The following is a 23,693-nucleotide window of genomic DNA, read 5'->3' as shown; positions in this document are numbered from 1 at the left end:
CCGTCAGGTCTCGAGCGACCAGGTGTGCACCGGCGTCTCGGTGGCCGACAGCTCCAGGTAGCGGCCCAGCATCCGGTTCAGCGCGGTCTCGCGCTCGGCCCCGCGCTCCTCCGCGCGCAGGACGTACTCCCGCTGCCACGCCGAGCCGGTCCGCCTGGTCAGGCAGCGCTGCTCGATGATGCCCAGATAGCGCTCTCTCGCTTCGTCCGAAACATCCGATCGGCGTAATCCCTCGTGCGCCAGCGGCAGCAGGACGCGCAGCACCAGCTCGTCCGGCGGGATCCAGCCGATGCCCGGCCAGTACAGCTGCGCGTCGAAACCGCGGCGTGCCCCGGCATACATGTTCTCTTCGGCGGCTTGGAACGACATCTGTGTCCACACTGGACGGTCGGCTTCGGCGAGTGCCCGTTGTGCGCCATAGAAGAAGGCCGCGTTCGCGACCATGTCGACGACGGTCGGACCGGCGGGCAGCACGCGGTTCTCCACCCGCAGATGCGGCAGGCCGTCGACGACGTCGTAGACCGGCCGGTTCCAGCGCCAGACGGTGCCGTTGTGCATCCGCAGCTCGGTCAGCTTCGGTGCCTGGCCGGAGTCGAGCGCTTCGACCGGGTCCTCGCTGTCGGTCTCGGGCAGCAGACCGGGGAAGTACCGGACGTTCTCCTCGAACAGGTCGAAGATCGACGTGATCCAGCGCTCACCGAACCACACCCGCGGCCGCACGCCCTGGTTCTTCAGTTCCTCCGGCCGGGTGTCCGTGGCCTGGAGGAACAGCGGGATCCGTGTCTCGTGCCAGAGCGCCTTGCCGAGCAGGAACGGCGAGTTCGCGCCCACCGCGATCTGCACGCCTGCCAGCGCCTGAGCCGCGTTCCAGTGCGCCGCGAACTCCTCCGGCGCGACCTGCAGATGCAGCTGGACCGACGTACAGGCGGCCTCGGGCAGGATCGATTCGGAGTAACTGCGCAGCCGCTCGGGCTGCCTGCCCGGCAGCGGCGCGCCCTCCATCGAGAGCACGGTGCGCTCGCCGCGTGCGGCGAAGATCCGGTCGTTGAGCAGGGAATACCGGGCGTTGTTGGTGAGCCACTTCTGGTCGAAGTGCTCGTGCCGCAACGTCGGGAGGATACCGATCATCGCGAGCGAAGCGCCGGATTCCTCGGCCTTACGGGAGGCCGCGCCCAGGTACGCGTGGAGATCGTCCTCCAACTGCAGCGCCGACTCGCCGGCCAGCGGCCGCGGCGGCACGTTGAGCTCCAGGTTGTGCTGACCGAGCTCGGTGGTGAAGGACGGATCGTTCAGCGCCTCGAGCACCAGCGTGTTCGTCATCGACGGACGCAGCTCCTGGTCGACGAGGTTGAGCTCCACTTCGAGCCCGATATTCTTGCGGGGGAAGGAAAAGCTCCCATCGGTGAGCATTCTGGCCAGCGTGTCCAGACAACGCTGGACCTTTCGGCGGTAACGTCCGCGATCCTGCGGTTCACAGGGGGTCGCCGAAAGATCCTTGCCCATGTTCGTCGAGCTCCTCATTGGCCACGCTCCGCGGGATTCCAGGCGGGACTGCCAGGCGGCCCAACGGTTTCACGCATCGCCGTCGCCCGGCTAGCGGCCAAACTGGTGCTCTCTGTCACTAGGGGTTAACTTACAGCAAAAAGAGCCCGTTCGTACCACCCGCCGGTGGACGTTCGGACGAGTTCGGCTCGCAGCGGGCGGATGACACACTCTCCAGGTGGCTGAACTGATCACCATCGACGACCGGGACGACCCCCGGCTGGACGATTTCCGCGACTTGTCCACAGCCGATCGGCGGCCCGACCGGCCCGGCGGGCGTGGCCTGGTGATCGCCGAAGGGACCGTCGTCGTCGAGCGACTTCTCAGGTCTCGTTATCCGGTACGCGCTCTACTCGGGGTGGAACGGCGATTCCGGGAATTGGGCGCGGAACTCGACCGTGTCGACGCCCCCGGTTATGTGACTTCGGCCGAGACGATGGCCGAGGTCGTCGGTTTCCACCTGAATCGAGGCGTGCTCGCGGTCGCGGACCGGCCCGTTCCGCCGCCGACCGTCGAAGGGATCATCGACGGCGCTCGCGTGCTCGCGGTGCTGGAAGGTGTCGGCGATCACGAAAACCTCGGTTCCCTCTTCCGCAACGCGGCCGCGCTGGGTGTCGACGGGATCCTGCTCGGCGCCGGCTGTTCGGATCCGCTCTATCGGCGCAGCGTCCGCGTCTCGATGGGGCATGTCCTGCGCGTCCCGTTCGCCACGTTCGGTTCATGGCCCGATGACCTGAACCTGTTGCGGGAACGCGGTTTCCGTATCGCGGCCCTGACTCCGCGTGCGGATTCCGTCTCGCTGCGGCAGTTGCGCGATCAGGCACCGGAGAAGGTCGCGTTGATGCTGGGCGCGGAAGGCGCCGGCCTGACCGAGGAGGCCATCGCCGCCGCCGATCTGGCCGTGCGGATCCCGATGCCGGACGGCGTCGATTCGCTGAATGTCGCCACGGCGGGCGCGATCGCGTTCTACGAGACGCGTCCACCGCTATCGTGAGCACCCGAGCGCACACAGCAGGGGAGAACCCATGGAATTGCGGATCCGTGAGGGACGCGCGGTGCTGGCCGGGCCGGGCGGCGAAAGCGCGCGCGAGGTGGACCCGCACTCGCTCGCCATTGGTTCAGACCTCGCGCAGGCGCTGCACGAATGGGCACGGGTCGCGTCCGCCGTCAGCTCGACGGCCCGTCCCGGAGACGCCGGCGCCGAGGCCACTTCGGTGGTGTCCCAGCGCGGTCGTCAGCTCGCGCTGCGGGTCGCCGCCGCGATGGGCACGTCGGTCCGCTTCGTCGACCCCGTTTCCGGCGACGGCGTCGTCATCGACCCGCCGAAGCCCGCGCCCCGCAGCGAACTCGCGCGGCGCCTCTTCGGCACCCCGGACCCCGCCGGGGAACCGACCCCGTGGCTGACCGGTCTGACCATCTCCGCGTTCGTCGCGGCCGTGGTCGTCGTGGCGATGCTGGCGCTGGCGAACACCCTCGCGCGCGAGACCAACGGCTGGCTCGCGCTGCTCGCGTCCGCCGTGGTGACCGGCGGCATCACGCCGTCGCTGTGGCTCGCGCGGCGGGTGCCGATCGTGCGCTGGGCGTCGTTCGGCGCCGCCGCGGGGATCGTGATCGCCTGGATCGGCGTGCTGATCGTCGTCTTCTGACGAGGACAAAGGCAACCGTGACGTCGGTGGGCCGATGACTCGAACGCCGCGAGGATACTGAATCCATGTCCGACGATCCGCTGAATGCACTCAGGCGGCTCTGCCTCGCGCTGCCGGAGACCACCGAACGGCTCAGCCACGGCGAGCCGACGTGGTTCGTGCGCGGGAAGAAGACGTTCGTCATGTACGCCGGCCGCCATCACGACGACAAGCCGGCCTTCTGGTGTCCGGCGCCGCCCGGGGCGCAGGAGGAATTGGCCGGCGCCGAACCGGAGCGGTTCTTCCGGCCGCCGTATGTCGGACATCGGGGCTGGCTCGGGGTGCGGCTGGACGTCGACGTCGACTGGGCCGAGATCGAACTGATCGTCACCGACGCCTATCGCCTGGTGGCGCCGAAAGCGCTGATCGCGTTGTTACCCGGACGCACGTAATGGCCCCTCCACCGGAAGGGGCCATTACGTGCGAATTCAACCTCGTTGCGAGCGGACGCCCAATAAGACGTCTTCCCAGGATGGAACGATGGGGTGGTTCTTCTTCCCCTTCGCCCTCGGGGCGGGTTCGGCCACTTCCGCCGGCTCGTCAGCCGGAAGCGGTGGCTCGACATCTTCTTCGGGTTCCGCGATCGGCGCGTCGATGACCTTCGCGACGGGCTCTTCGGGAATCTCGTTCGAAGTACTCTTTATCGCCGAGAACGCGTCAACGCTGTCCAGGGTGGGCTGGACGACCGCGTCCTTGCCCGGGTCCAGCGCCCGCACCGTGCGCGGCGCGCGGTAGGCGTTGGGGTTGAGCAGGACTTCGGCGTTCTCGTCGAGGGCCTGCACGGTGCCGCCGTGCGCCCCGGGCGCGAACGACCAGTGCGCGCGGTTGTCCGAGCGGCCGGCCTTCCAGCACAGCACGACGACCCACTTGCCGTCGTCGCCGCGCCAGGAATCCCAGGTCGCCTGGCTGTAGTCGTGGCCGCGGAGACCGAACGAGTGCGCCATGACCTCGCCGAGCGTCTGCACGTCGGGGCCGTCTTCGCGGATCGGGTGGGCGCGCTGGGCCAGTTCGGCGGTGCGAGAGCGTTCGAGCAGGACCGGGTAGGCGAACCGCTCGACGCGCTGAATCGTGACGCCGGCGCTGCTCGCGACCTGCTCCACGGACTCACCGGCCCGGATTCGTGCCTGGATCTCGCGTGGCCGCATTTGGCTCTCCAACTCGATCTCGATCTGGCCGAGGCGGGTGATGTCACCCCTCGCCGCCGCTCGCAGCCTCTCATCCGCGGGGAGAAGGAAACGCGTGCGGCTCGCCGGGTCTTCGCACACGATGGACTTACCGTCCTCGTGCAGCCCGATCACCCGTAGCGCTCGCATCCTCGCCTCCCCTGCTCTTCTTCACCTTTGTGGGTGTCCACGGTAAAACGGCGCGTCGCCTTGACGTGTGAGGCGCGCCGGTGTCATCTCTACTGCTCACTATTTTGTTCATGGCCGCAAGTGCATTCTGCGCGAGCGGTTCACGGGCTGCGGCGTGACGCGCCGGACACGCACAGTCACGATCGGGGGAATCTACGGCAGCCGGACCCGGACGACCAGTCCGCCGCCCCGGCCGCCGGGTTCCGCACCCGCCGCGCCGCCGTGCGCGTGCGCGATCGACCGGACGATCGACAGCCCGAGCCCGGCGTTGCGCGAGTCGCCGGTCCGGTCGCCCGAAAGGCGCCTGAACGGCTCGAACAGTGCGGGAACGGCGTCCAAGGGCACCTGCGGACCGGTGTTGCGCACCACCAGCGCGGGGTCGACGCCGATGTCGACGTGGATCCAGCCGCCCTTGCGGTTGTAGGTGATGGCGTTGTGCACGAGGTTCGTGATCAGGCGCTCCAGCAGGACAGGGTCGCCGGACACGGTGCGTGGCCGCAGCCGCGACTCCACCGTCACACCCGCTTCCTCGGCCATGGCCGCCGCCGAACGGATCACCGTCGCGGCGACCTCGTCCAGACGGACGGGGGCCCGCGCGGTCAGCCCGCGATCACTGCGCGCGAGCACGAGCAGTCCCTCGATCATCCGTTCGCTGCGTTCGTTGGTGTAGATCAGATGCTCGCCGAGTTTCCGGACCTCGGGACTGACGTCGGGATCGGCCATCGCGACCTCGACGAGCGTGCGCTGTACCGCGAGCGGGGTCCGCAGTTCGTGGGAGGCGTTGGCGACGAAGCGTTTCTGGCTGTCGAACGAAACGGCGAGCCTGTCGAGCATGCCGTCGAAGGTGTCGGCGAGTTCCTTGAGTTCGTCGTCGGGGCCGTCGAGGTTGATCCGCCGGTTGAGGTTCTCCACCTCGAGTTTCCGCGCGGTGGAGGTGATCGCGTGCAGTGGCCGCAGTACCCGGCTCGCCATCATCCAGCCGAACAGCACCGCGAGCGCGCCGGCGATCGCCAGCGCCACCAGCGACTGCCACAGCAGCGTCGACAGGACGTCCGACCGGTATTCGCCGATCGACGTGGCGACCAGTTGCGTGGCCTGGGCGCGTTCGACGGGCACGATGGTCGTCGGGTCCATCGGGTAGGCCGGGGCTCCCTGGAGAGCGACACCGGCGGAGTCGGTCGCGAACGCCGCCGTATCCGGCAGTGACGAACTCACCAGCAGGTAGTTGACGACCAGCAAGGCCAGCCCCACGAGCAGGAACGTCCCGCCGTAGAGCGCCGTCAGCTTGGTGCGGACGGACAGCCGGAGCGGTTTCACGAGCCGAACCGGTAACCGGCGCCGGGCACGGTCTCGATCAGCGGCGGTTCGCCGAGTTTGCGCCGCAACGTCATCACGGCCACCCGGACGGCGTTCGTGAACGGATCCGCGTGCTCGTCCCACGCCTTTTCGAGCAGTTCTTCCGCGCTGACCACGGTCCCTTCGGCGCGCATGAGCACCTCCAGCACGGCGAATTCCTTGGGGGACAAGGGCAGGAACCGGCCGTCGCGCGAGGCCTGATGCCGGGGCAGGTCGAGGACGACCCCGCCGCGTTCCAGTACCGGCGGCAACGCGGGCCGCGCGCGCCGCGACAGCGCCTGCACCCGCGCGACGAGTTCGGCGAACGCGAACGGTTTCGTCAGATAGTCGTCGGCGCCGAGCCCGAGACCGGCGACCCGGTCGTTGACGTCGGCGGCGGCGGTCAACATGAGCACCCGCGCCTCGCCACCGGTCTTGAGCACCGCGGCGCAGACCTCGTCGCCGTGCACGATCGGCAGGTCCCGGTCGAGCACGACGACGTCGTAGCCGTGCACCCCCACCCGGTCCAGCGCCTGTTCGCCGTCGTAGCAGACGTCGACGGCCATCGAGAACCGTCGCAGGCCCTCGGCGATCGTGTCCGCCAGGAGCCGCTCGTCCTCCACCACCAGCACTCGCACCAGGTCAGTCTGCCCCGGATGGGGGTAAGCACGGGATAAGCGCCGATCAGCCGACCGGGTGCAACCGCCGCGCCGCGCCGAACCGGACGGCACGCGTGATCAGACAGACGGCAGGCGTGATCAGACGGACGGCACGCGTGATCAGACGGACGGCGCCCGTGCCGTCCGTCCGAACACGCGAGACGTCCATCCAGTCACGGTTGTCGTCCCTGGGTGCACACGACAACCAAGCGTGCAGGTCGAAGGCGTAACTCGCGTGCTCGGACACCGCACTCGGGTGCACGGCGTCCAAGCACGCGAGATCCGCCTCTGATCACGCGAGATCCGCGCCTGAGCACGCGAGTGCGGTGTCGCGTCACCCAGGTCATCCGCCCGAATGCGCCCTCACTGGCTCACGAAGCTCGCAATTGCCGCGCCGGGATCACCTGCTGAGGGGTGTTCGGGCTGGACCACAGCAGTTTCATCGACGCCTCGCCACCTCGTTCGGTCTGTTCGAGCTTGATCGCGTACGACTTCCCGGCGACCAGGTCTATGGTCGCTTTGTCGACACTCGGCCCGTGCGGGGTGGTGTTGTCGATCAGGAGCTTCCCGTCGACCCACAACCGCACGGTGTCGTCCGAAACGGTCGTGAACGTGTACTTCCCGGTGTCCCGCGCGGTGACCTGGCCGGTCCATCGCGACGAGAAGGTCTCCGCCGGGATCTTCGCGTCGGGCGAACCGGTGAACTTCCAGTTGTGGTTGACGCCCGGCTCGACCCGGCGCACCGCCGGCGCCCCGGTGAAGTCCGCGTTCGGCCAGTACTCCGCGGTCAGCCCGGTCCCGCGGCCGGCGGGTGTCTGCGGCAGCGGGTCGACGCTCAGTTCGATGACGGTCGCGATGTCGTTCGTCTTGCCGCCCGACGGCGTGAGTTTCACGCTTCCGGACGTCTGCTGGACCTGGACCCGCTGTCCGCTGCCGAGCACCCGGGCGTCGCGGACCCGGAACGGCGCCAGCGTGTCGAGAGTGAGGGATCCGCCCGTGGCGGGCCAGTCGAACACCGACGCGTAGAGCTTGTCGCCGCGGCGGCTCACCACGCCCCAGCCCGGTTCCGCGACGAGACCCGGCGCGCCCGCGCCGTAGACGGCGGAGGACTGCTTGTTCGTCCGCAGCCATTGACCCATCTGCTTCAGCCGGTCGACGGATTCCTGCGGGACCCGGCCGGTGCGATCCGGTCCGACGTTGAGCAGGAAGTTGCCGCTGCGCCCGGCGATCGAGAGCAGTTTCCTGGTCAGATCCGCCGAGGATTTCCAGTTGTGGTCCCAGTCCGTGTAACCCCAGCTGCCGTTGAGGGTCATGCACGATTCCCACAGCTGCCCGTCCACGGGCTTGTCCGGGATCTCCTGTTCGGGCGTCCCGGTGTCGCCGTCGACCACGCGCCGTTTGCCGACGCGATTGTTGACCACGATGGACGGATCGAGGCCGCGGACGTAGGCCTCCAGCTCTTCACCGTCCTTTTCGGACCACGGGTTGTTGGGCCGGTCGGTGCTCCATTCGCCGTCGAACCACAGCACCGCCGGGTGGTAGTTGTCGACGAGTTCCTTGAGCTGGGCGTACATCCGCTCCTTGTATTTCGGGAACGTCGCCGGATCCGGGAAGTCCGGGTCGTGCCAGTCCCAGATCGAGTAGTAGAAGCCGAGCTTGACGTCGCGGGCGGCGGTCGCGCGCTTCAGCTCGGCGAGGATGTCGCGGTTCTTGTCGAACGCGGAATGGTCGCGCAGATTGAACTTGTTGACCTTCGTCGGCCACATCGCGTAGCCCTCGTGGTGTTTCGACGTGATCACCACGTACTTCTGGCCGGCGTCCTTCGCGGTCTGTGCGATGGCGTTCGCGTCGAACGCGGACGGGTTGAACCCGGCGGCCATCTGTTCGTACTCGGCACGCGGGATCTGGCAGTTCCGCTGGATCCATTCGGCGTCCTGGCAAACGCTTCCATCAGGGCGTCGGTACTTCCCTTGCAGCTGCGAGTAAGCACCGAAATGGATGAACTGGCCGAACCGGTCGTCGCGCCACCAGCGCGTCCGGTCGGCGGTGAACGGGTCGTCGTAGGCGTAGTCGGTCCCTGGTCCGGCAGGGCGCGGTGCGGCTTCCGCGGCGGCGGGCAGGACGCCCAGCGCGGTGGTCGCGATGACGAGGGCCGCTAGGGCCCGGAGTGGCTGGCGGCGCATCTTGCACTCCTCTTCGCTGAGGTGTGGACGTCGGGACTGTAAGAAGTCAGAGATCCGATGTGAAGCCCCAAAAGGCTCACTGGTCCGCTAGTTCACCCGGAAAGACGGCAAATAGATCCGATCTCTGTACCGCTGAGTGGGACTGAATGCGGTAGTTGCGCGTGCAAGGACCGCATTCAGAGGACTAAATGCGGCGGGGGCAGGCGAGGGTCGGGGACGTCCGGCGGACGGAGTAAGCGCCGCATAAGCGACTTCGCTTACCGCGCCGGAATCGCCGCCTCCGTAGAAAACAGGTCGTCAAGACGACCCGAAGGAGCAGCGATGCGAATACGACCGAAGGCGGCCCTGGTGGTCAGCGGGGTCGGAGCGGTCCTGGCGCTGGTGGCCGGCTGCGGGGGCGGCGGGGACGGCGGCGACAAGGTCGCTTCGATCTCGACCCCGCCCAGCTCCGGCGCCGCCGGTGACGGGCAGCAGGCCGACAAGGTGTCCGATGAGGACAAGATGCGCAACTTCGCCAAATGCATGCGCGAGCACGGCATCGACATGCCGGACCCCAAGACCGACGGCGACGACCGGGCCACCATCTCCATCGGCGGCGCCGACGGCCAGATCGACGAAAAGAAGATGAAGGCCGCGGACGAGGCGTGCCGGAAGCTGCTGCCGAACGGTGGCGAGATCAAGCCGCCGTCGCCCGAAGACCTCGACAAGATGCGCAAGGAAGCCAAGTGCATGCGGGATCACGGGATCGACATGCCGGATCCCTCGCCGGACGGCAAGGGCGGCGCCATCGCGCTGGACGCGGGCGGTGACCCCAAGAAGTTCGAAGAAGCGGCGAAGGCCTGTGGTCTCGGCATGAGCATGAGGGCGGCCCCGGCGAAATGAGCGAACACGAAGGACCCGGCGTCGCACGGCGTTCGCGCCGGGCGCGCTGGTTCATCATCGCGGCGGTCCTCGTCGTCGTGGTCGGGACGACGTCGATAGTCGTGCTGACCAGGGTCACGTCCGAAGCCCAGCAGGTCGGGCAGGCTCCGCCGCCGGTGGAGACCGCGAAGGTCGAGAAGACCGACCTTCAGGAGGAGGAAGAGGCGAACGGAACCTTGGGCTACGGCGCGGAAAACGCCCTCGCCGGGCGGAAACAGGGCACCGTCACGTCACTGCCGGACGCCGGCGCGGTGCTCACCCGCGGCAAGACGGTGTACGGCGTCGACGCCAAACCGGTGCCGCTGTTCTACGGCACTTTGCCCTTCTTCCGCGACCTCGCGGACGGCGCGACCGAAGGTCCGGACGTCAAGCAGCTGGAAGAGAACCTGAAGGCGCTCGGCTTCGGCGGTTTCGGCACGCCGGACAAGAAGTTCACCTCGGCCACCGCCGCCGCGATCAAGAAGTGGCAGAAGTCGCTGGGAGTCGAGCAGACCGGCACCTTCGGCCAGGGCGACGCCGTCCTCGCACCCGGCGAGATCCGGGTTTCGCAGATTGCCGCGCAGCTAGGCGGTCCCGGCGGCGGCGAGCTGCTGAAGTACACCGGTACCGAGCGCCTGGTCGAGGTCAAGCTCGACGCTTCGAAGCAGGCCATCGCCAAGGCCGGGGACAAGGTCGGGGTCGACATCACCGGCGGTAAGACCACGACCGGTGCCGTCACCGACGTCGGCAAGGTCGCCGAGACCGGCAAGGACGCCGCCGGGCAGGACGACGGCAAGCCGAAGATCAAGGTGAAGATCAAACTGGACGATCCGGGCGCGGCGGGGTCGCTCGATTCGACACCGGTCTCCGTGCGGTTCACCAAGGAAGTCCACAGTGGAGTGCTGGCGGTCCCGGTCGGGGCGCTGCTCGCGCTCGCCGAGGGCGGATACGCCGTCGAGGTCGACGAGGGCGGCAAGCGACGGCTCATCGCGGTGAAGACCGGCCTGTTCTCCGGCGGGCGCGTCGAGATCACCGGGGACGGTCTCGCCGCCGGGATGCGGGTGGTGACGACGTCATGACCCCGGTTCTGGCCGTGCGCAACGCCTCGCGCACCTATCCCGGCGGGGTGCGCGCGCTGCGCGAGGTGACACTGTCCATTGAGGACAGAGAGATGGTCGCCATCCTCGGACCGTCCGGCTCGGGCAAATCCACGCTGCTGCAGCTGATGGGCACGCTCGACCGGCCGACCAACGGCGTCATCGAACTGCGCGGGCACGACGTCGCGAAACTGCCGGACCGCAAGCTTTCCGCGTTGCGGTCGCGGTGGATCGGCTTCGTGTTCCAGCAGTTCTTCCTCAGCGAGGGCGTGAGCGCGGTCGACAACGTCGCCACAGGGCTGCTGTACGCGGGGGTGCCGCGGCGGAAACGGCACGAGCGGGCGCTGGCTGCGCTCGACCGGGTCGGGCTCGCGCACCGGGCGGCGCATTTCCCGAACGAGCTTTCGGGCGGCGAGCGGCAGCGGGTGGCGATCGCGCGGGCGGTCGTCAACTCGCCGTCGATCCTGCTGGCCGACGAGCCGACCGGGAATCTCGACACCGGCAACGGTGCCGCGATCCTCAACCTGCTGGCCACGTTGAGCTCGCAGGGGACGACGGTCGTGATCATCACGCACGACCGCGAGATCGCGGCGGGCATCCCGCGGCGGATCGAGCTGCGCGACGGCCGGATCCGGCTCGACACCGGGACGGGGGTGCTGGTGTGAGCGCACCCGTCCTCGACAAGGTGCCGACGCCGAATCCGGCCCGGCTCGGGCCCCGTGACGTGCTGACGCTCGGCGCGCACGGGATGCGGACCCGGCCGATGCGCGCGGTGCTGTCCGCGCTCGGCATCGGGATCGGGATCGCCGCGATGGTGGCGGTGCTCGCGATCCCGGCGTCGGGCGCGAAGGCGTTGCAGGATCAGCTGGCGGCGCTGGGTACCAACCTGCTTTCGGCCGGGCCGGGCAAGACGATGTTCGGCGGCGACTCGACGCTGCCGGACAGCGCGGTGCCGATGGCGAAACGGATCGCCCCGGTGACGGCGGCGTCCGCGACCGGCGGCACCGGCGCCTCGGTGCGGCGGACGGACAAGATCGACAAGGACGAGACGTCCGGTCTGTCGGTCTACGCGGCGACGCCGGACCTGCTCGACGTGGTCGGCGGCTCGATCCGCACCGGACGGTTCCTCCGGGACGCGACCCGCGACTACCCGGTGGTCGTCCTCGGTTCGGTCGCGGCCGCGCGGCTCGGCATCGACCACATCGACCCGGCGAAACCGCCGCAGGTCTTCATCGGCGGGCACTGGTTCACCGTCGGCGGGATCCTCGGCCCGATGCCGCTCGCGCCGGAGATCGAGCGTTCGGTGCTGGTCGGCTGGGACGCGGCGAAGCGGCTTCTCGGCTTCGAAGGGCACCCGAGCACGGTGTACGTCCGGGCGAAGGACTCGCAGGTCGAGAACGTCCGCTCGGTCCTCGCGCAGACGATGAACCCGGAAGCTCCGAACGAGGTCGAGGTGCGTCGTCCGTCGGAGGCGCTGGAGGCGCAGAAGCTGACGGAGAACACGTACAGCGCGCTGTTCCTCGGCCTTGGCGGTGTCGCGTTGCTGGTCGGCGGCGTCGGCGTGGCGAACACGATGGTGATCTCAGTACTGGAACGACGTCGAGAGATCGGCCTCCGCCGTGCGCTCGGCGCGACGAAACGGCAGGTCAGAGGCCAGTTCCTGGCCGAGTCTGTGCTGTTGTCCGGGCTCGGCGGGGTCGCCGGGGTGATGGTCGGCGTCCTCGTGACGTCCGCGTACGCGCTCAGCCAAGGCTGGCCGGCGGTGCTCCCCGTCGGCGCCCTGCTCGGCGGGGTCGGCGTCTCGGCCCTGGTCGGTGCCGTCGCCGGCGCCTACCCGGCCATGCGCGCGGCCCGGCTCCCACCCACCCAGGCCCTGGCCTGACTCGCGTTCAGTCCTCTGGATGCGGTGGTTCGTGACGCGAACTACCGCATCCAGAGGACTACTTGCGTGGTGGCGGTGGGTAATCTCGCCGGATGCTGGTGGGATTGTCGGGGCGGAGACTCGCGGGGGCGCTGATCGCGCTCGAAGTCGTCGTGGTCGCCGTGCTGTTCACCCTCAAGGTGTTCGACGGCCAGGACCTCGAGGTCTACATCGGAGGCGCGCGGCTGCTCGTCGACTCGGGCGACCCGTACGGCGCCTGGGTGCAGACGCACGGGGGTTGGCTCCCCTTCACCTACACGCCGTTCGCGGCCGCGGTCTTCCTGCCCGGCACCCTGCTGTCCGCCGCGCTGGCGACGAGGCTGGTCGGCCTCGCGACGATCATCGCGGGCGGGATCGTCGTGTACCTCTTCGTCGCGACGCTCAACGGCTCGCTCACCGACCGCGCGAACGTTCGCGGTCGCGCTATCGCCGTACTGGCGGCGATCGGGGCGCAGGCGGCGGGCGGGATCATGGAGCCCGTCCGCTCGACGCTCGGCTTCGGCCAGATCAACACCCTGCTGATGCTCATGGTCGTACTCGACGCGCTCCTGCCGGGACGCGCACGCACCAAGGGACTGCTCATCGGCGTCGCCGCCGCGATCAAGCTGACGCCCGCCTTCTTCATCCTTTTCTTCTTGTTCCGCAAGGACTTCCGCTCGTCCGCGCGGGTCGTCGCCGGGTTCCTCGGCGCCGGTCTGCTGATGTTCCTCGCCGCGCCGGGCGCGTCGGCGAAGTTCTGGACGAACATCCTCTTCGACACCAGCCGCATCGGGGATCGCGGCTATGTCGGCAACCAGTCGCTGCGCGGCCTGCTCGCGCGGTTCGGGCTGGGCTCGGCGGAAGACCTCGTCTGGGTGCTGTCCGCTCTCGTGGTCGTCGCGTTGACCGCGTTCGTGATCGTGCGCGTCGCGGAACCGGTGTTCGCGTTGACGGCGTGCGCGATCGGCGGCCTGCTGGTCTCGCCGGTGACCTGGACGCACCACTGGATCTGGTGCGTGCCGATCCTCGTGCTGCTGGTCTGGACGCGATCGGTCGTTTCGTCCGTGCTCGCGGTCGTGATGGCGGCGCTGTTCGTGGTGGCGCCGATGTGGCTCGCGCCGCGCCCCGCCGGGAGTTTCGGCTGGTGGCTGGCGACGGAGTCCTATGTGTTGTGCGGCCTTCTGCTGCTGGGGCTGGCCGCAGTGGGCCATAAAGCCGTGAAGGCCTCCTTCCCTACCGTCAGGGTGGGGAAGGAGGCCTTCACGGAAAGCTAGCTCAGCCCAGGCGCTCGACGACGTACTCGATGCTCTGGGTCAGCTTCGTGATGTCGTCCGGGTCGATGGCCGGGAACAGGCCGACGCGCAGCTGGTTGCGGCCCAGCTTCCGGTACGGCTCGGTGTCGACGATCCCGTTGGCGCGCAGCACCTTCGCCACCGCGGAGGCGTCCACCTCGTCGCTGAAGTCGATGGTGCCGACGACCTGCGAACGCAGCGACGGGTCGCTGACGAACGGCGTCGTGTAGCTGGTCTTCTCGGCCCACTCGTACAGCCGCGTCGAGGAGTCGAGGGTGCGCGCGGTGGTCCATTCGAGACCGCCGCCCGCGTTCATCCACTCGATCTGGTCCGCCAGCAGGAACAGCGTCGACACCGCCGGGGTGTTGTACGTCTGGTCCTTGCGGGAGTTGTCCAGCGCCGTGGTCAGCGACAGGAACTCCGGGATCCAGCGGTCGCTCGCGCCGATCTCGCCGATGCGCTCGACCGCGGCGGGCGAGGCCAGCGCGATCCACAGGCCACCGTCGGCGGCGAAGGACTTCTGGGGCGCGAAGTAGTAGACGTCGAAGTCTTCGGCCTTGACCGGCAGACCGCCCGCACCGGAGGTGGCGTCGATGGCGACGAGAGCGCCTTCGCTGCCTTCGGGGCGGCGGACCGGAACCGCGACACCGGTCGAGGTCTCGTTGTGCGCCCAGCCGACCAGGTCCGCACCGGCCTCGTAGGCGATTTCGGGCGCGGTGCCCGGGTCGGATTTGACGACGATCGGGTCGGCGAGGAACGGGGCGCCCTTGGTCACCGTGGCGAACTTCGAGGAGAACTCGCCGTAGGTGAAGTGCTGCGAGCGTTCCCGCACGAGCCCGAACGCGGCGGCGTCCCAGAATGCGGTCGTGCCGCCGTTGCCGAGGACCACTTCGTAGCCTTCGGGCAGCGAGAACAATTCGGACAGACCCGCACGCACCCGGCCGACGAGGGACTTCACCGGCTTCTGACGGTGCGAGGTGCCGAGGTAGGTGGTACCGGATTTCGCCAGGTTGGAGAGCTGCTCGTCGCGGACCTTGGACGGTCCGCAGCCGAAGCGGCCATCGGCCGGCTTGAGGTCCGCGGGGAGGGTCAACTCAGGTGCGTCGGTCATGCGCCCAGTCTCTCAGGTCGGGATGGGCCTGCTGACAGTTGGTGCCGTGTGTCCGGCATGTGGGAACCTCGGTCGTTCGCCCGGTCGTGGCGACCGGCGGGTAGCTTTTCGCCTCATGGCGACAGTGCACGAGCGATTCCCCGTGGCCCCCGAGGCGTTGTGGCAGGCCCTTCCGAACGGGGTCACCGCGGTCAACGGGCAGAACCCGTACTACGACTCGGCCGCCGGCTACGTCACCTTCTCGACCAAGCTCGGCTTCTTCAGCTACGGGCAGACGGTCACGGTGAAGGTCGAGCGGACGTCGGAAGGCTCGGGGCTGGCGATCCAGACGAGCCTGAAGTTCGGCTTCGTCGACTGGGGAGAGGGCAAGCGCATCGCGCGGAAGTTCATCGCCGCCGTCGGCGACGCCGTCGGGCACACCCCAGCGGTCTGAGGTGCGACCCGACGGCTCGTAGGTCAGCGCCAGCCGTCGGGGTCGACGCCGCCCGGGATGGGAGCGGCCGGGTCGTACGGCGTGCGAGAGAAGATGAACGTCGCGAGGTCGAGGTGGCTCGGGTTCCCGGCCGCGTCGCGCCCGATCCGCAGCGTTTCACCCGCGTAGTAAGCGTCGAGTCCGACCCAGGTGTCGTCGCCGAGCGGCGTGAACCGCGACGCGCGTCCCGGGCCGTCGGTCGGCGCGAGCGAGATCAGGCCGTCCGGCAGCACCCGCAGGTGGTACGGGGTCGGGCCCCAGTGCCAGAGCCCGGTCAGTTCGAGCAGCTTCGGGTCCACAGTGGACGGCTGCCATTCCGCGGGCAGGGACGGCTCGTGCTCCTCGGTCAGCGTGATCAGGTCGAGGCACAGCTGCGTGATGCCGACACCCGCCGTCGAGTTGGTCAGGACCAGCGCGCCGATCCTGGCGTTCGCGTCGATCAGCGAGCAGGCGAGGAAGCCCGGCATCGAACCGGTGTGCCCGGCCAGCCGCCTGCCCTGCGTGCGGACCAGCATCACGCCGAGGCCGAATCCGGTGGTCCAGGTGTCGCCGTCGTCCACGGTGACCATTTCGCGCATCTCCGCGACGGTCTCCGCGCTCAGCACGTCACCGGTGTGGCCGCCGAGGAACGCCGTCCAGCGGGCGAGGTCGGTGACCGTCGACCACAGCTGCCCGGCCGGCGCCATCGCGCCCGCGTCCGGTGACGGCTCCGGCATGAGGATGTCGGCGAAGGGGTGCACGGCGAAACCGTCGGCGTGCGCGCCTTCGGGATGCGGCGAGGTCCGGTTCATGCCGAGCGGCGTGAGGATCTCGGCGCGGACGACGTCGAGCCACGACTGCCCGCGGTAGCGGGAGACCAGCTCGCCGAGAACGCCGTAGCCGACGTTGCTGTAGTGGAACCGGCTACCCGGGCGGTGCCGCGTAGCTCCGTCCTTGAGGCTCTCGACGAGCGCGTCCCAGTCGCCACCCACCGTGCGCTCCCACCAGGAACCGGGCGATTCCGCGGTCAGGCCGGAGGTGTGCGACAGCAGCTGCGCGATGGTCGCCGCGCCGAACGCGGTGCCCGGGAGGTGCTGTTCGAGCGGGTCGTTGAGGTCGAGCTTGCCTTCGTCGCGAAGGCGCATGACGGCCGTCGCGACCAGCGTCTTGGTGATCGACCCGAGCCGGTATTGGGTGTCGTCTCCGGGTGATTCGCCGTTGACGCGGCCACGCGCCCCTGACCAGGCGATTTCGCCGTCGCGGACCACGGCGGCGACGAGGGACGGGGCACGGCACGAGGATTGCTCGTGGGCGAGGCGGCGGAGCAGCGCCATTTCGGTCGTGGCAAGCATGGGATGCATTGTGCCTAGCCGAGCAGCCCCAGTCGCATGGCGGTGGTCACGGCGGCCGTCCTGTCCGAAACGTCCAGTTTGCCGAATACGCGGAGCAGATGGGTCTTGACCGTGGCCTCGCTGATGTGGAGCGTCCGCCCGATGTCGGCGTTCGTACTTCCCTGCGCCACCAGCCGCAGTACCTCGATCTCGCGCGCCGACAGCGGCGACGGCGTCGGGTTGCGCACCTGGTTCACGAGCTTCCCGGCGACCGAAGGCGCCAAGACCGTCTCGCCGCGCGACGCCGCTCGGATCGCTCCGGCCAGCTCCGTGCGCGAAGCGTCCTTCAGCAGGTAGCCCGAAGCGCCCGCCTCGACCGCGCGCAGGATGTCCGCGTCCGTCTCGTAGGTGGTGAGCACGACGACCCGCTGTCCCGGCCGGTCGGCGAGGATCTTGCGCGTCGCGCCGACGCCGTCGAGTCCGGGCATCCGCAGGTCCATCAGGATGACGTCGGGCTGCTTGACCCGGCTCAGCGCGACGGCCTCGTCGCCGGAACCCGCTTCCCCGATGACACTCAGATCCGGCTCGGCCTCCAGCATGCCGCGCAGGCCTTCCCGCACCACGGGGTGATCGTCGACCAGCATGATCGTGATCACGCGGGCACCTCCAGTTCCACTGTCGTCCCCGCATCGGGCACGCTTTCGAGTGTCACGATGCCACCGACCTGAGCCGCCCGCGTCCGCATCCCCGCCAGGCCGAAACCGCCGGTGGGCTCGGCGGGATCGAATCCGGTGCCGTCGTCGGTCACACTGAGCCGGACCCGTCCGTCCACAACGGACAAGCGGAGCGAGACCTCGGTGGCATGGGAATGTTTGCGGATATTGCTCAGCGCCTCCTGCGCGCCGCGCAACAGGACGACCTCGGTGGCCATCGGCAGCGCGGGCAGCGGACCGTCGACCTCGAACGTGGTCGCGATCCCGGTCTCCTCGCGGAGCCTTTCGGCCTGGCGTCTTAGGGCTTCCTCCAGCGAACCCGAGGCGAGCGCCGAAGGCTTCTGCGCCGCGACGATCGCCCGCGCCTCGGCCAGGTTCTCCCGCGCCGTCGTCGCCGCCAGTTCGAGGTGGCGGCGAGCCGCCTTCGGGTCGGTGTCCCATTCGGACTCGATGGCCTGGGTGAGGGTGACGATGCTGGTGAAACCCTGCGCGAGCGTGTCATGGATTTCGCGGGCCATCCGCTCCCGCTCGGCGGCCGTGCCCGCCTCACGAGAGAGCCGGGAGACCTCCGCCTGACTGGCTTCCAGCTGCTTGATCAGCTCGGCGCGCGCCTTGCTCTCCTCGATGATCTGACTGGTGAAACGCCCGGCCAGGAGGCTGAAGATGATCAGGATCGCCGTCATCGGCAGCAGGACCGGCTGTTCGCCGAGCCCGCCTCGGACGAGCAAGGACACCGGGCTCAGCAACACCGCCGCCGTGGTGAGGATCGACGCCGCCTTGGTCGGCATCGTCATGTAGAGCAACGGGCAGACCATGAACAGGATGAAACTCGAGTTGCCCGCGGTGAAGACGGCGACCGTCAGCAGCGTCATCATGATCGTGATGAACACCCATGGCGTCTCGAAGTCCCCGCGTGCCTTGATGAGGCGGCGTCCTCGGACCAGGTAGGCCACGCCGATCCCGGTGAGACACGCGACCGCGACCGTCTTGCCGGTCGGCTCGCCCTCTTCGAGGACCACCAGCGCCGTCGTCGCGACGTAGGAGATCCCGAAGAGGACTTCCCAGAGCCAGTAGAACCGCTCCCAGGCGTTCACTTGCCTTCGTTCGACCAGCGGAACGTCAGTTTCGCCAGCAGCAGACCCGCCACGCACCAAGCCCCCAGCACCAGTGCCACCATCGGAAGTTCCCATGTCCCCGCCATTTCCTGTGCAGCCGCTTCGGCCGGCAGGAACACCGAGCGGAAGCCCTGGCAGATCCATTTCACCGGGAAGAACGAAGCGATGTCGACCATAACCTTCGGCAGGTTGGTGATCGGCGTGACGAACACCCCGGAGATGAACTGCAGGGCGATGTAGATCAGGTTGGTCACCGCGACCGCGCCGCTGACCGATTTGGTCGCCGAGCTGAGCGCGATGCCCAGAAGCGTGCAGCTGGTGACGCCGAGGAGGAAGACCCACACCGCGGTCAGCAGTTTCATCGGATCGGTGGGCAGCTCCAGATCGAACAGCAGGCTGCCGACGATCGTCATCAGCACTACCTGGGCGACACTCGAAACGCCCACCAGGATGATCTTGCCGATGAAATAGGACGCGGCGGGCATCGGCGTGCCGCGCAGTCGTTTCAGCGCCCCGGCCTCACGGTCGGCGGCGAGGCCGATGCCGATGCTGTTGAACGACGTCGAGACGATGCCCGAACCGATCATGCCCGCGGCCAGCACCTGGCCGGTGGTGATCGTCATCCCCGGCATCGAGGTGTTCAGCATCGAGCCGAGCAGGACCATCAGCAGGGACGGGAAGGCGAAGGTGAAGATCACCTGTTCGCGGATGCGGAAGAACTGCTTCAGTTCGGCGGCCCCGCGGATCAGGCCGAGCGACAAGGTGCCAGGGAGCTTGCCCGGGTGGGTCAGCGTCGTCATCGGGCTTCTCCGATCAGGTCGAGGTAGGTCTCTTCGAGGGTGGGCCGGTGCACGGTCAGCTCCGACGGCTCGCGGCCGTTCGCGGACAGCTCGCGGATGAGCTTGGCCGGGAAATGGGTGCGCTCCTGGTGCGCGCCGTTCTCGTCGGCCCAGCGGACGGTGGCCTCCGCGGTCGCGCGGCCGCCCAGCGTCTGCGGCGTCCCCTCCGCGACGATCGCGCCGCGTGTGATGACGGCGACGCGGTCGGCCAGCGCCTCGGCCTCGTCGAGGTAGTGGGTGGTGAGCAGGATCGTGGTGCCTTCGAGGGCGAGACTCCTGATCAGCTCCCAGAACTGCCGCCGGGCCGCCGGGTCGAAGCCGGTCGTCGGCTCGTCCAGGAACACCAGCTCCGGCCGCCCGATGATCCCCAGCGCGACGTCCACACGACGACGCTGTCCGCCGGAAAGGCTTTTGACGCGGGAACCCGCCTTCTCGGTCAGGCCGACCTTCTCGATCACTTCGCCGGCGTCACGGGGATTCGGGTAGTAGCGCGCGTAGTGCCGGACGGTCTCGGTGACGGTGAGCTCGGCGGCGTCGTTGGCCGTCTGCAGCACGATCCCGAGCCGCGACCTCCAGGCGCGGCTCGCGCTGCCGGGATCCTCGCCGAGGACGTCGACCTCGCCGGACGTCCGCTTGCGGTGCCCCTCCAGGATCTCGACCGTCGTCGTCTTGCCCGCCCCGTTCGGGCCGAGCAACGCGAACACCTCGCCCTGCTCGATGTCGAGGTCGATGCCCCCGACGGCCAAGTGGCCCGGGTACTCCTTGCGCAGGCCGCGCACTTTCACTGCGGTTCTCATACGTCGATCGTGCTGTGCGGGCCGGGGTCCGCGGGACGTCCGCAGGACTGAACCCGGTTGTCAACCGAACGATGGACACCGGTGTCACCGCCCTCCCGCGTTTAGTCCTCTGAATGCGTTAGTTCGTATTGCCAACTACCGCATTCAGAGGACTAAACGCGGAAGGGGGCGCGAGTTGTGCACAGGCGGGAGGCGATGTGGACAAGTGGGCGAAGATGATCTTGAAGCCGGGGTGGCGGCCCGGGCGGATGCCATCGTGGGATCGTGTCCAGAAGCCACTATGCGACGACCGCCGAGTTCTCCGGCCCTTTCCTTGGCAGCCACGCCGTCAGCGAAGGGGACCTCACGCGCGCCCAGCTCCGTTCGGGGCTGTACAACCGGCTCTTCCAAGATGTCTACGTCCCGATCGGTATCCCTCAGGATCACGAGCTGCGTTGCAAGGCCGCGATGCTCATCGCGCCCGACGGCGCGGTCTTGACCGGATGCTCGGCCGCGACGGTACGAGGATTCCCGTTCTCGCTCGAAAACGATCCCGTCGAGTTCGTCGTGCCCGAGCAGAAGGGCTTCCACAGTCTTCGCGGAACGCACCTGCGCCGGACCAGGCTCCTCGGCCAGGACTTCGAGTCGTGGCGGGACGGCCGGATCGCCTCTCCGTTGAGGATGACCATGGACGTCCTGACCGATACTCGTCTCCGCCGCTCCTTCCCGCGCGTCGTCGGACTGCTGGATGTCCTGCTCCACGCGGGATACGTCGATCGCGACACGCTCGCGGCGTACCTGGCACATCGGCACGACAACGGGATCGTCCGGGCGCGTCAGGCCTTGACGTTCTCGGACGGACGAGCGGAGTCCATTCCCGAGTCGGAGGTGCGGGTATGGCTGAGGCTCTACGACATCCAGGCGGAGCCCCAGGTGGAGGTCTATCGCGGAACCCGCTTCCTCGGGCGGCTCGACCTCGCGATTCGCGAGGTCAAACTCGCTGTCGAGTATGACGGGGCATGGCATCTCGAAGGCGAACAACCGCATCTGGACGCTCATCGGCGAGCGCTGATCGAGGCCGAGGGCTGGGAGTTCATCGTGATCACCAAGGAGGAGCTCTACGCCGACCCGCGCGCCATGGTCCGCCGGGTGCGTGCTGCCCTCGACGCCCGCATTTAGTCCTCTGAATGCGGTACTTGTACACGCAACTACCGCATTTAGAGGACTAAATGCGAGGAGTGAGCAGCGTGCGCACCGCGGTTTCGAGGGAGGGGACCAGGGCGGCCGGGTCGGCGGAGGTGAGCATCCGGTTCGCGAAGCCGTCCGAGAGAGCGAGGACGGCGTCGGCAAGGTCGCCGGCCGGGAGGTCGTCGCGGACGTGCCCTTCGGACTGGGCCTTCGCGACGTACTCGGTCGTGATCTCCTGCAGTTCGTCGTAGCCGGTGCGGATGAACTCGGCCCAGGACGGCAGGACGGCGGCGCGTGCGGTGAAGGCGTTGATGACGATCACTTCCGCTCGGCGCTGTTCGTCGAGCGGCATCGCCTCGATCAGCAGCCGCACCAGCAGATCCAGCAGGTTCCCGGACTGATCGAGGTTCTGCCAGCGCTGCTCCAGGAACTCGCTCGTCATGTCGAGGGCGAAGCGGAACAGGTCCTCCTTGGTCGAGAAGTACTTCTGCACCGCGCCCGCGGAAACCCCGGCCTCCGTGGCGACGGAACGCACGCTGACGGCCTCGACGCCTTCGCGCGCGACGATGCGCAGGAGGGCGCCGGCGATCTCTCGGCGTCGTTCGGCTCGGTCCACGATCTTCGGCACTGGCGCATCCTATGGTCGGTGAACTCCTTGCCTGACTGACCCTTTTAGAATACATTCGTATCCGAAAAGGGGGTAATGGGGTGGATGAAGCAGTACGGAAGCGGCGAGCGGAGGAGAACCGGTTCGCCGCCGCGTTGACCAAGGGGCCCGCGGAGGTCCTCGATTTCCTGTTGCCGATCTGGGTGGGGAGCCAGCTCGGCGCGTCGGCCGCCGAGGTCGGTGCGCTGACGGCGCTGGAGACGCTGGTGTCGTTCGTGGTGCGGCCCATCGCGGGCTCGCTCGCGGATCGGTACGACCGCGGCCGGGTCGCGGCCGCCGGGGCTGTCCTCTATGGACTGTCCTTTGTGATCTATGCCGTCACGCCGGGTATCGGAATCGCTTACGTGGCAGCGGCTCTCGGCGGTGCTGGTGGTGCGCTGTTCTGGGTCGCGTTGCGGGCTCGCGTGGGGGAGGGGCTTTCGGGGGACGACGGCGCGTTCAGCAAGCTTTTCGCGGCCGAGGGTGGCGGCACGTGGATCGCGTTCGTGGTCGCGCTGACCGCGATCGCCTGGATCGACTACCGGGGCGTCTTCTGGCTCGGCGCGGCGGCCTGTGCGGTGGCCGCGGTGGTCTTGCTGAACGCCGGGTCCGCACCGGTGCGGGACGAGGGCGCACCGCGTTTCCTTCAGCTGGGCAAACGGATGCGGCCGATGCTCGCGCTCGTCACGTTGACCGCGATGGCCGAGGCAGGGGTCGCCTTGCTGCTGCTCATGCACCTGCAACGCGGGTATCAGCTCCAACTCGGCGAGATCGCCGCCGTCTTCATCCCCGGGTTCGTCGTGTACAGCTTCTTGCCGGACTACCTGCACGGATTCGTTCGCAAGGTCGGCCGGACCCGGGTGCTCTCCTTGGCGATGACGGCGAGTGCGGTCTTCGCCGCCGGGTTGTCCTTCGCGCCCAGCCCGTGGGTGCTCGCGGTCATGTGGATCCTGTCGGCGGCGGCGTTCGCGGCCGCGATCCCGGTCGAGCAGGCGGTGGTCGCCGAAGCGGCCGGGCTGAGCCTCGGCCGGGCGATGGGGATCTACGAGAGTGCGGCACTACTCGGAGCGACGGTCGGGGCGTTCTTGGCCGGACAGCTCTACGGCTCGGACGTCGGATGGCGTGTCGCGTGCTTCGGCGCGGCGGCGCTTTTGCTCTTCGGATCGCTGGTGGTTCGTGGTGCCGTGCGGCGGGTCGGAGTTGCGGAGTTTCCCGTGGAACCAGCGAAAACGCCGTCACAAAAGGAAAAACCGGCTCCCCGCATGATCGAGGAGGCATCACAAGGGGCCGAACCGGTGAAGGTCGATGCGAACAAGCGCGCGAACCCACTCCGAAACTGGGGGATCCACGCGGTCGTCTATGTCCTCGCGCAGGGGGCGCTGGCGATCGCCGGATACAGCTGGCCCGTCGAAGCGCTCTTCGGCGGACCTCACGACGCCGAGTGGTACTGGAACTCGAGTGGTCACTGGCTGGTGAACCTCGGCCGGATCTGGACCTTCGTCTTCGTGATCGACACAGTGTGGTCGCTGGGGCGCGAAGTGCTGAAAAGGCGGTCTTATTGACAGGTTGTCTAACATG

Annotated in this window: 23 protein-coding genes; 11 read left to right on the top strand and 12 right to left on the bottom strand. The window is 68.4% G+C overall.

Annotated features, from left to right (window positions below):
* Positions 1-3: 3 nt before the first annotated feature.
* Positions 4-1,503: a glutamate-cysteine ligase family protein gene (locus H5J31_RS08870; RefSeq protein ID WP_181772037.1), complete on the bottom strand. Its 1,500-nt coding sequence runs from the start codon at positions 1,501-1,503 to the stop codon at positions 4-6.
* 217 nt (positions 1,504-1,720) lie between these two features.
* On the opposite strand from H5J31_RS08870, the gene H5J31_RS08865 reads away from it, so the two are divergent.
* The 3 genes from H5J31_RS08865 to H5J31_RS08855 all read left to right on the top strand — a co-directional run bounded on the left by H5J31_RS08865 (position 1,721) and on the right by H5J31_RS08855 (position 3,619).
* The gene (locus tag H5J31_RS08865) at positions 1,721-2,536 is read left to right on the top strand and encodes a TrmH family RNA methyltransferase (protein ID WP_181771989.1); all 816 of its coding nucleotides are present in this window, start codon (positions 1,721-1,723) and stop codon (positions 2,534-2,536) included.
* Positions 2,537-2,567: 31 nt separating this feature from the next.
* Entirely contained in the window at positions 2,568-3,188 is a 621-nt protein-coding gene (locus tag H5J31_RS08860) for a DUF2537 domain-containing protein (RefSeq protein ID WP_181771988.1), read from the top strand.
* Positions 3,189-3,253: 65 nt separating this feature from the next.
* Positions 3,254-3,619, top strand: a complete 366-nt coding sequence (locus H5J31_RS08855; RefSeq protein WP_181771987.1) for an MmcQ/YjbR family DNA-binding protein — start codon at positions 3,254-3,256, stop codon at positions 3,617-3,619.
* A 36-nt stretch (positions 3,620-3,655) separates the two neighbouring features.
* Here the strand turns inward: H5J31_RS08855 and sepH are convergent, their stop codons facing one another.
* The 4 genes from sepH to H5J31_RS08835 all read right to left on the bottom strand — a co-directional run bounded on the left by sepH (position 3,656) and on the right by H5J31_RS08835 (position 8,756).
* Complete coding sequence (gene sepH / locus H5J31_RS08850) at positions 3,656-4,540, bottom strand: septation protein SepH (protein WP_181771986.1); 885 nt, start codon at positions 4,538-4,540, stop codon at positions 3,656-3,658.
* Positions 4,541-4,732: 192 nt separating this feature from the next.
* Positions 4,733-5,896, bottom strand: a complete 1,164-nt coding sequence (locus H5J31_RS08845) for an ATP-binding protein (protein ID WP_181771985.1) — start codon at positions 5,894-5,896, stop codon at positions 4,733-4,735.
* Positions 5,893-6,552, bottom strand: coding sequence for a response regulator transcription factor (locus H5J31_RS08840; protein WP_181771984.1), 660 nt, complete (start codon positions 6,550-6,552; stop codon positions 5,893-5,895). The genes H5J31_RS08845 and H5J31_RS08840 overlap by 4 nt, the downstream gene beginning before the upstream one ends.
* 392 nt (positions 6,553-6,944) lie before the next feature.
* Positions 6,945-8,756 carry an alpha-L-fucosidase gene (locus H5J31_RS08835; RefSeq protein ID WP_181771983.1) on the bottom strand — a complete coding sequence of 604 codons (1,812 nt, stop codon included), beginning with the start codon at positions 8,754-8,756 and terminating at the stop codon, positions 6,945-6,947.
* Positions 8,757-9,077: 321 nt separating this feature from the next.
* On the opposite strand from H5J31_RS08835, the gene H5J31_RS08830 reads away from it, so the two are divergent.
* From H5J31_RS08830 to H5J31_RS08810, 5 genes are all read left to right on the top strand, one after another.
* Positions 9,078-9,638, top strand: coding sequence for a hypothetical protein (locus tag H5J31_RS08830; RefSeq protein ID WP_181771982.1), 561 nt, complete (start codon positions 9,078-9,080; stop codon positions 9,636-9,638).
* A complete protein-coding gene (locus H5J31_RS08825) occupies positions 9,635-10,735 on the top strand; it encodes a peptidoglycan-binding protein (RefSeq protein ID WP_181771981.1) in 1,101 nt (366 codons plus the stop codon). The genes H5J31_RS08830 and H5J31_RS08825 overlap by 4 nt, the downstream gene beginning before the upstream one ends.
* On the top strand, positions 10,732-11,418 hold the full coding sequence (locus H5J31_RS08820; protein ID WP_181771980.1) for an ABC transporter ATP-binding protein: 687 nt from the start codon (positions 10,732-10,734) through the stop codon (positions 11,416-11,418). The genes H5J31_RS08825 and H5J31_RS08820 overlap by 4 nt, the downstream gene beginning before the upstream one ends.
* Positions 11,415-12,635, top strand: coding sequence for an ABC transporter permease (locus tag H5J31_RS08815; protein WP_181771979.1), 1,221 nt, complete (start codon positions 11,415-11,417; stop codon positions 12,633-12,635). The genes H5J31_RS08820 and H5J31_RS08815 overlap by 4 nt, the downstream gene beginning before the upstream one ends.
* Positions 12,636-12,727: 92 nt before the next feature.
* Positions 12,728-13,927 carry a glycosyltransferase 87 family protein gene (locus H5J31_RS08810; protein WP_181771978.1) on the top strand — a complete coding sequence of 400 codons (1,200 nt, stop codon included), beginning with the start codon at positions 12,728-12,730 and terminating at the stop codon, positions 13,925-13,927.
* A 1-nt stretch (position 13,928) separates the two neighbouring features.
* Here the strand turns inward: H5J31_RS08810 and serC are convergent, their stop codons facing one another.
* Positions 13,929-15,056, bottom strand: coding sequence for a phosphoserine transaminase (gene serC / locus H5J31_RS08805; RefSeq protein ID WP_181771977.1), 1,128 nt, complete (start codon positions 15,054-15,056; stop codon positions 13,929-13,931).
* A 115-nt stretch (positions 15,057-15,171) separates the two neighbouring features.
* On the opposite strand from serC, the gene H5J31_RS08800 reads away from it, so the two are divergent.
* Positions 15,172-15,489 carry a hypothetical protein gene (locus H5J31_RS08800; protein ID WP_181771976.1) on the top strand — a complete coding sequence of 106 codons (318 nt, stop codon included), beginning with the start codon at positions 15,172-15,174 and terminating at the stop codon, positions 15,487-15,489.
* A 23-nt stretch (positions 15,490-15,512) separates the two neighbouring features.
* On the opposite strand, the gene H5J31_RS08795 is transcribed toward H5J31_RS08800, so the two are convergent.
* Genes H5J31_RS08795 through H5J31_RS08775 form a run of 5 tightly spaced genes read right to left on the bottom strand, consistent with a single transcriptional unit; the run spans position 15,513 to position 20,290 of the window.
* Positions 15,513-16,859 carry a serine hydrolase domain-containing protein gene (locus tag H5J31_RS08795; protein WP_181771975.1) on the bottom strand — a complete coding sequence of 449 codons (1,347 nt, stop codon included), beginning with the start codon at positions 16,857-16,859 and terminating at the stop codon, positions 15,513-15,515.
* Between the two features lie 14 nt (positions 16,860-16,873).
* The gene (locus H5J31_RS08790) at positions 16,874-17,494 is read right to left on the bottom strand and encodes a response regulator (protein WP_181771974.1); all 621 of its coding nucleotides are present in this window, start codon (positions 17,492-17,494) and stop codon (positions 16,874-16,876) included.
* Entirely contained in the window at positions 17,491-18,645 is a 1,155-nt protein-coding gene (locus tag H5J31_RS08785) for a sensor histidine kinase (protein WP_181771973.1), read from the bottom strand. Before H5J31_RS08785 ends, H5J31_RS08790 begins: the two co-directional genes overlap by 4 nt.
* Positions 18,642-19,466, bottom strand: coding sequence for an ABC transporter permease (locus tag H5J31_RS08780; protein WP_181771972.1), 825 nt, complete (start codon positions 19,464-19,466; stop codon positions 18,642-18,644). Before H5J31_RS08780 ends, H5J31_RS08785 begins: the two co-directional genes overlap by 4 nt.
* On the bottom strand, positions 19,463-20,290 hold the full coding sequence (locus tag H5J31_RS08775) for an ABC transporter ATP-binding protein (RefSeq protein WP_181772036.1): 828 nt from the start codon (positions 20,288-20,290) through the stop codon (positions 19,463-19,465). Before H5J31_RS08775 ends, H5J31_RS08780 begins: the two co-directional genes overlap by 4 nt.
* A gap of 276 nt (positions 20,291-20,566) precedes the next feature.
* On the opposite strand from H5J31_RS08775, the gene H5J31_RS40395 reads away from it, so the two are divergent.
* Complete coding sequence (locus tag H5J31_RS40395; protein WP_181771971.1) at positions 20,567-21,460, top strand: endonuclease domain-containing protein; 894 nt, start codon at positions 20,567-20,569, stop codon at positions 21,458-21,460.
* Positions 21,461-21,506: 46 nt separating this feature from the next.
* Here the strand turns inward: H5J31_RS40395 and H5J31_RS08765 are convergent, their stop codons facing one another.
* Positions 21,507-22,097, bottom strand: a complete 591-nt coding sequence (locus H5J31_RS08765; protein WP_181771970.1) for a TetR/AcrR family transcriptional regulator — start codon at positions 22,095-22,097, stop codon at positions 21,507-21,509.
* Between the two features lie 80 nt (positions 22,098-22,177).
* Between H5J31_RS08765 and H5J31_RS08760 the strand changes: the two genes are divergently transcribed.
* Positions 22,178-23,677: an MFS transporter gene (locus H5J31_RS08760; RefSeq protein ID WP_181771969.1), complete on the top strand. Its 1,500-nt coding sequence runs from the start codon at positions 22,178-22,180 to the stop codon at positions 23,675-23,677.
* The last annotated feature ends 16 nt before the right edge of the window (positions 23,678-23,693 follow it).

The sequence above is a fragment of the Amycolatopsis pittospori genome (assembly GCF_013870525.1).
GTDB lineage: Bacteria > Actinomycetota > Actinomycetes > Mycobacteriales > Pseudonocardiaceae > Amycolatopsis > Amycolatopsis pittospori.
This window is presented reverse-complemented; position numbering and strand designations above follow the sequence as displayed.

Excerpts from the sequence above, each read along its gene's own strand:
- H5J31_RS08870 (WP_181772037.1), bottom strand. The coding sequence starts at position 1,503 with ATGGGCAAGGATCTTTCGGCGACCCCCTGTGAACCGCAGGATCGCGGA.
- H5J31_RS08860 (WP_181771988.1), top strand. The coding sequence starts at position 2,568 with ATGGAATTGCGGATCCGTGAGGGACGCGCGGTGCTGGCCGGGCCGGGC.
- H5J31_RS08855 (WP_181771987.1), top strand. The coding sequence starts at position 3,254 with ATGTCCGACGATCCGCTGAATGCACTCAGGCGGCTCTGCCTCGCGCTG.
- sepH (WP_181771986.1), bottom strand. The coding sequence starts at position 4,540 with ATGCGAGCGCTACGGGTGATCGGGCTGCACGAGGACGGTAAGTCCATC.
- H5J31_RS08835 (WP_181771983.1), bottom strand. The coding sequence starts at position 8,756 with ATGCGCCGCCAGCCACTCCGGGCCCTAGCGGCCCTCGTCATCGCGACC.
- H5J31_RS08830 (WP_181771982.1), top strand. The coding sequence starts at position 9,078 with ATGCGAATACGACCGAAGGCGGCCCTGGTGGTCAGCGGGGTCGGAGCG.
- H5J31_RS08825 (WP_181771981.1), top strand. The coding sequence starts at position 9,635 with ATGAGCGAACACGAAGGACCCGGCGTCGCACGGCGTTCGCGCCGGGCG.
- H5J31_RS08820 (WP_181771980.1), top strand. The coding sequence starts at position 10,732 with ATGACCCCGGTTCTGGCCGTGCGCAACGCCTCGCGCACCTATCCCGGC.
- H5J31_RS08810 (WP_181771978.1), top strand. The coding sequence starts at position 12,728 with ATGCTGGTGGGATTGTCGGGGCGGAGACTCGCGGGGGCGCTGATCGCG.
- serC (WP_181771977.1), bottom strand. The coding sequence starts at position 15,056 with ATGACCGACGCACCTGAGTTGACCCTCCCCGCGGACCTCAAGCCGGCC.
- H5J31_RS08800 (WP_181771976.1), top strand. The coding sequence starts at position 15,172 with ATGGCGACAGTGCACGAGCGATTCCCCGTGGCCCCCGAGGCGTTGTGG.
- H5J31_RS08795 (WP_181771975.1), bottom strand. The coding sequence starts at position 16,859 with ATGCTTGCCACGACCGAAATGGCGCTGCTCCGCCGCCTCGCCCACGAG.
- H5J31_RS08780 (WP_181771972.1), bottom strand. The coding sequence starts at position 19,466 with ATGACGACGCTGACCCACCCGGGCAAGCTCCCTGGCACCTTGTCGCTC.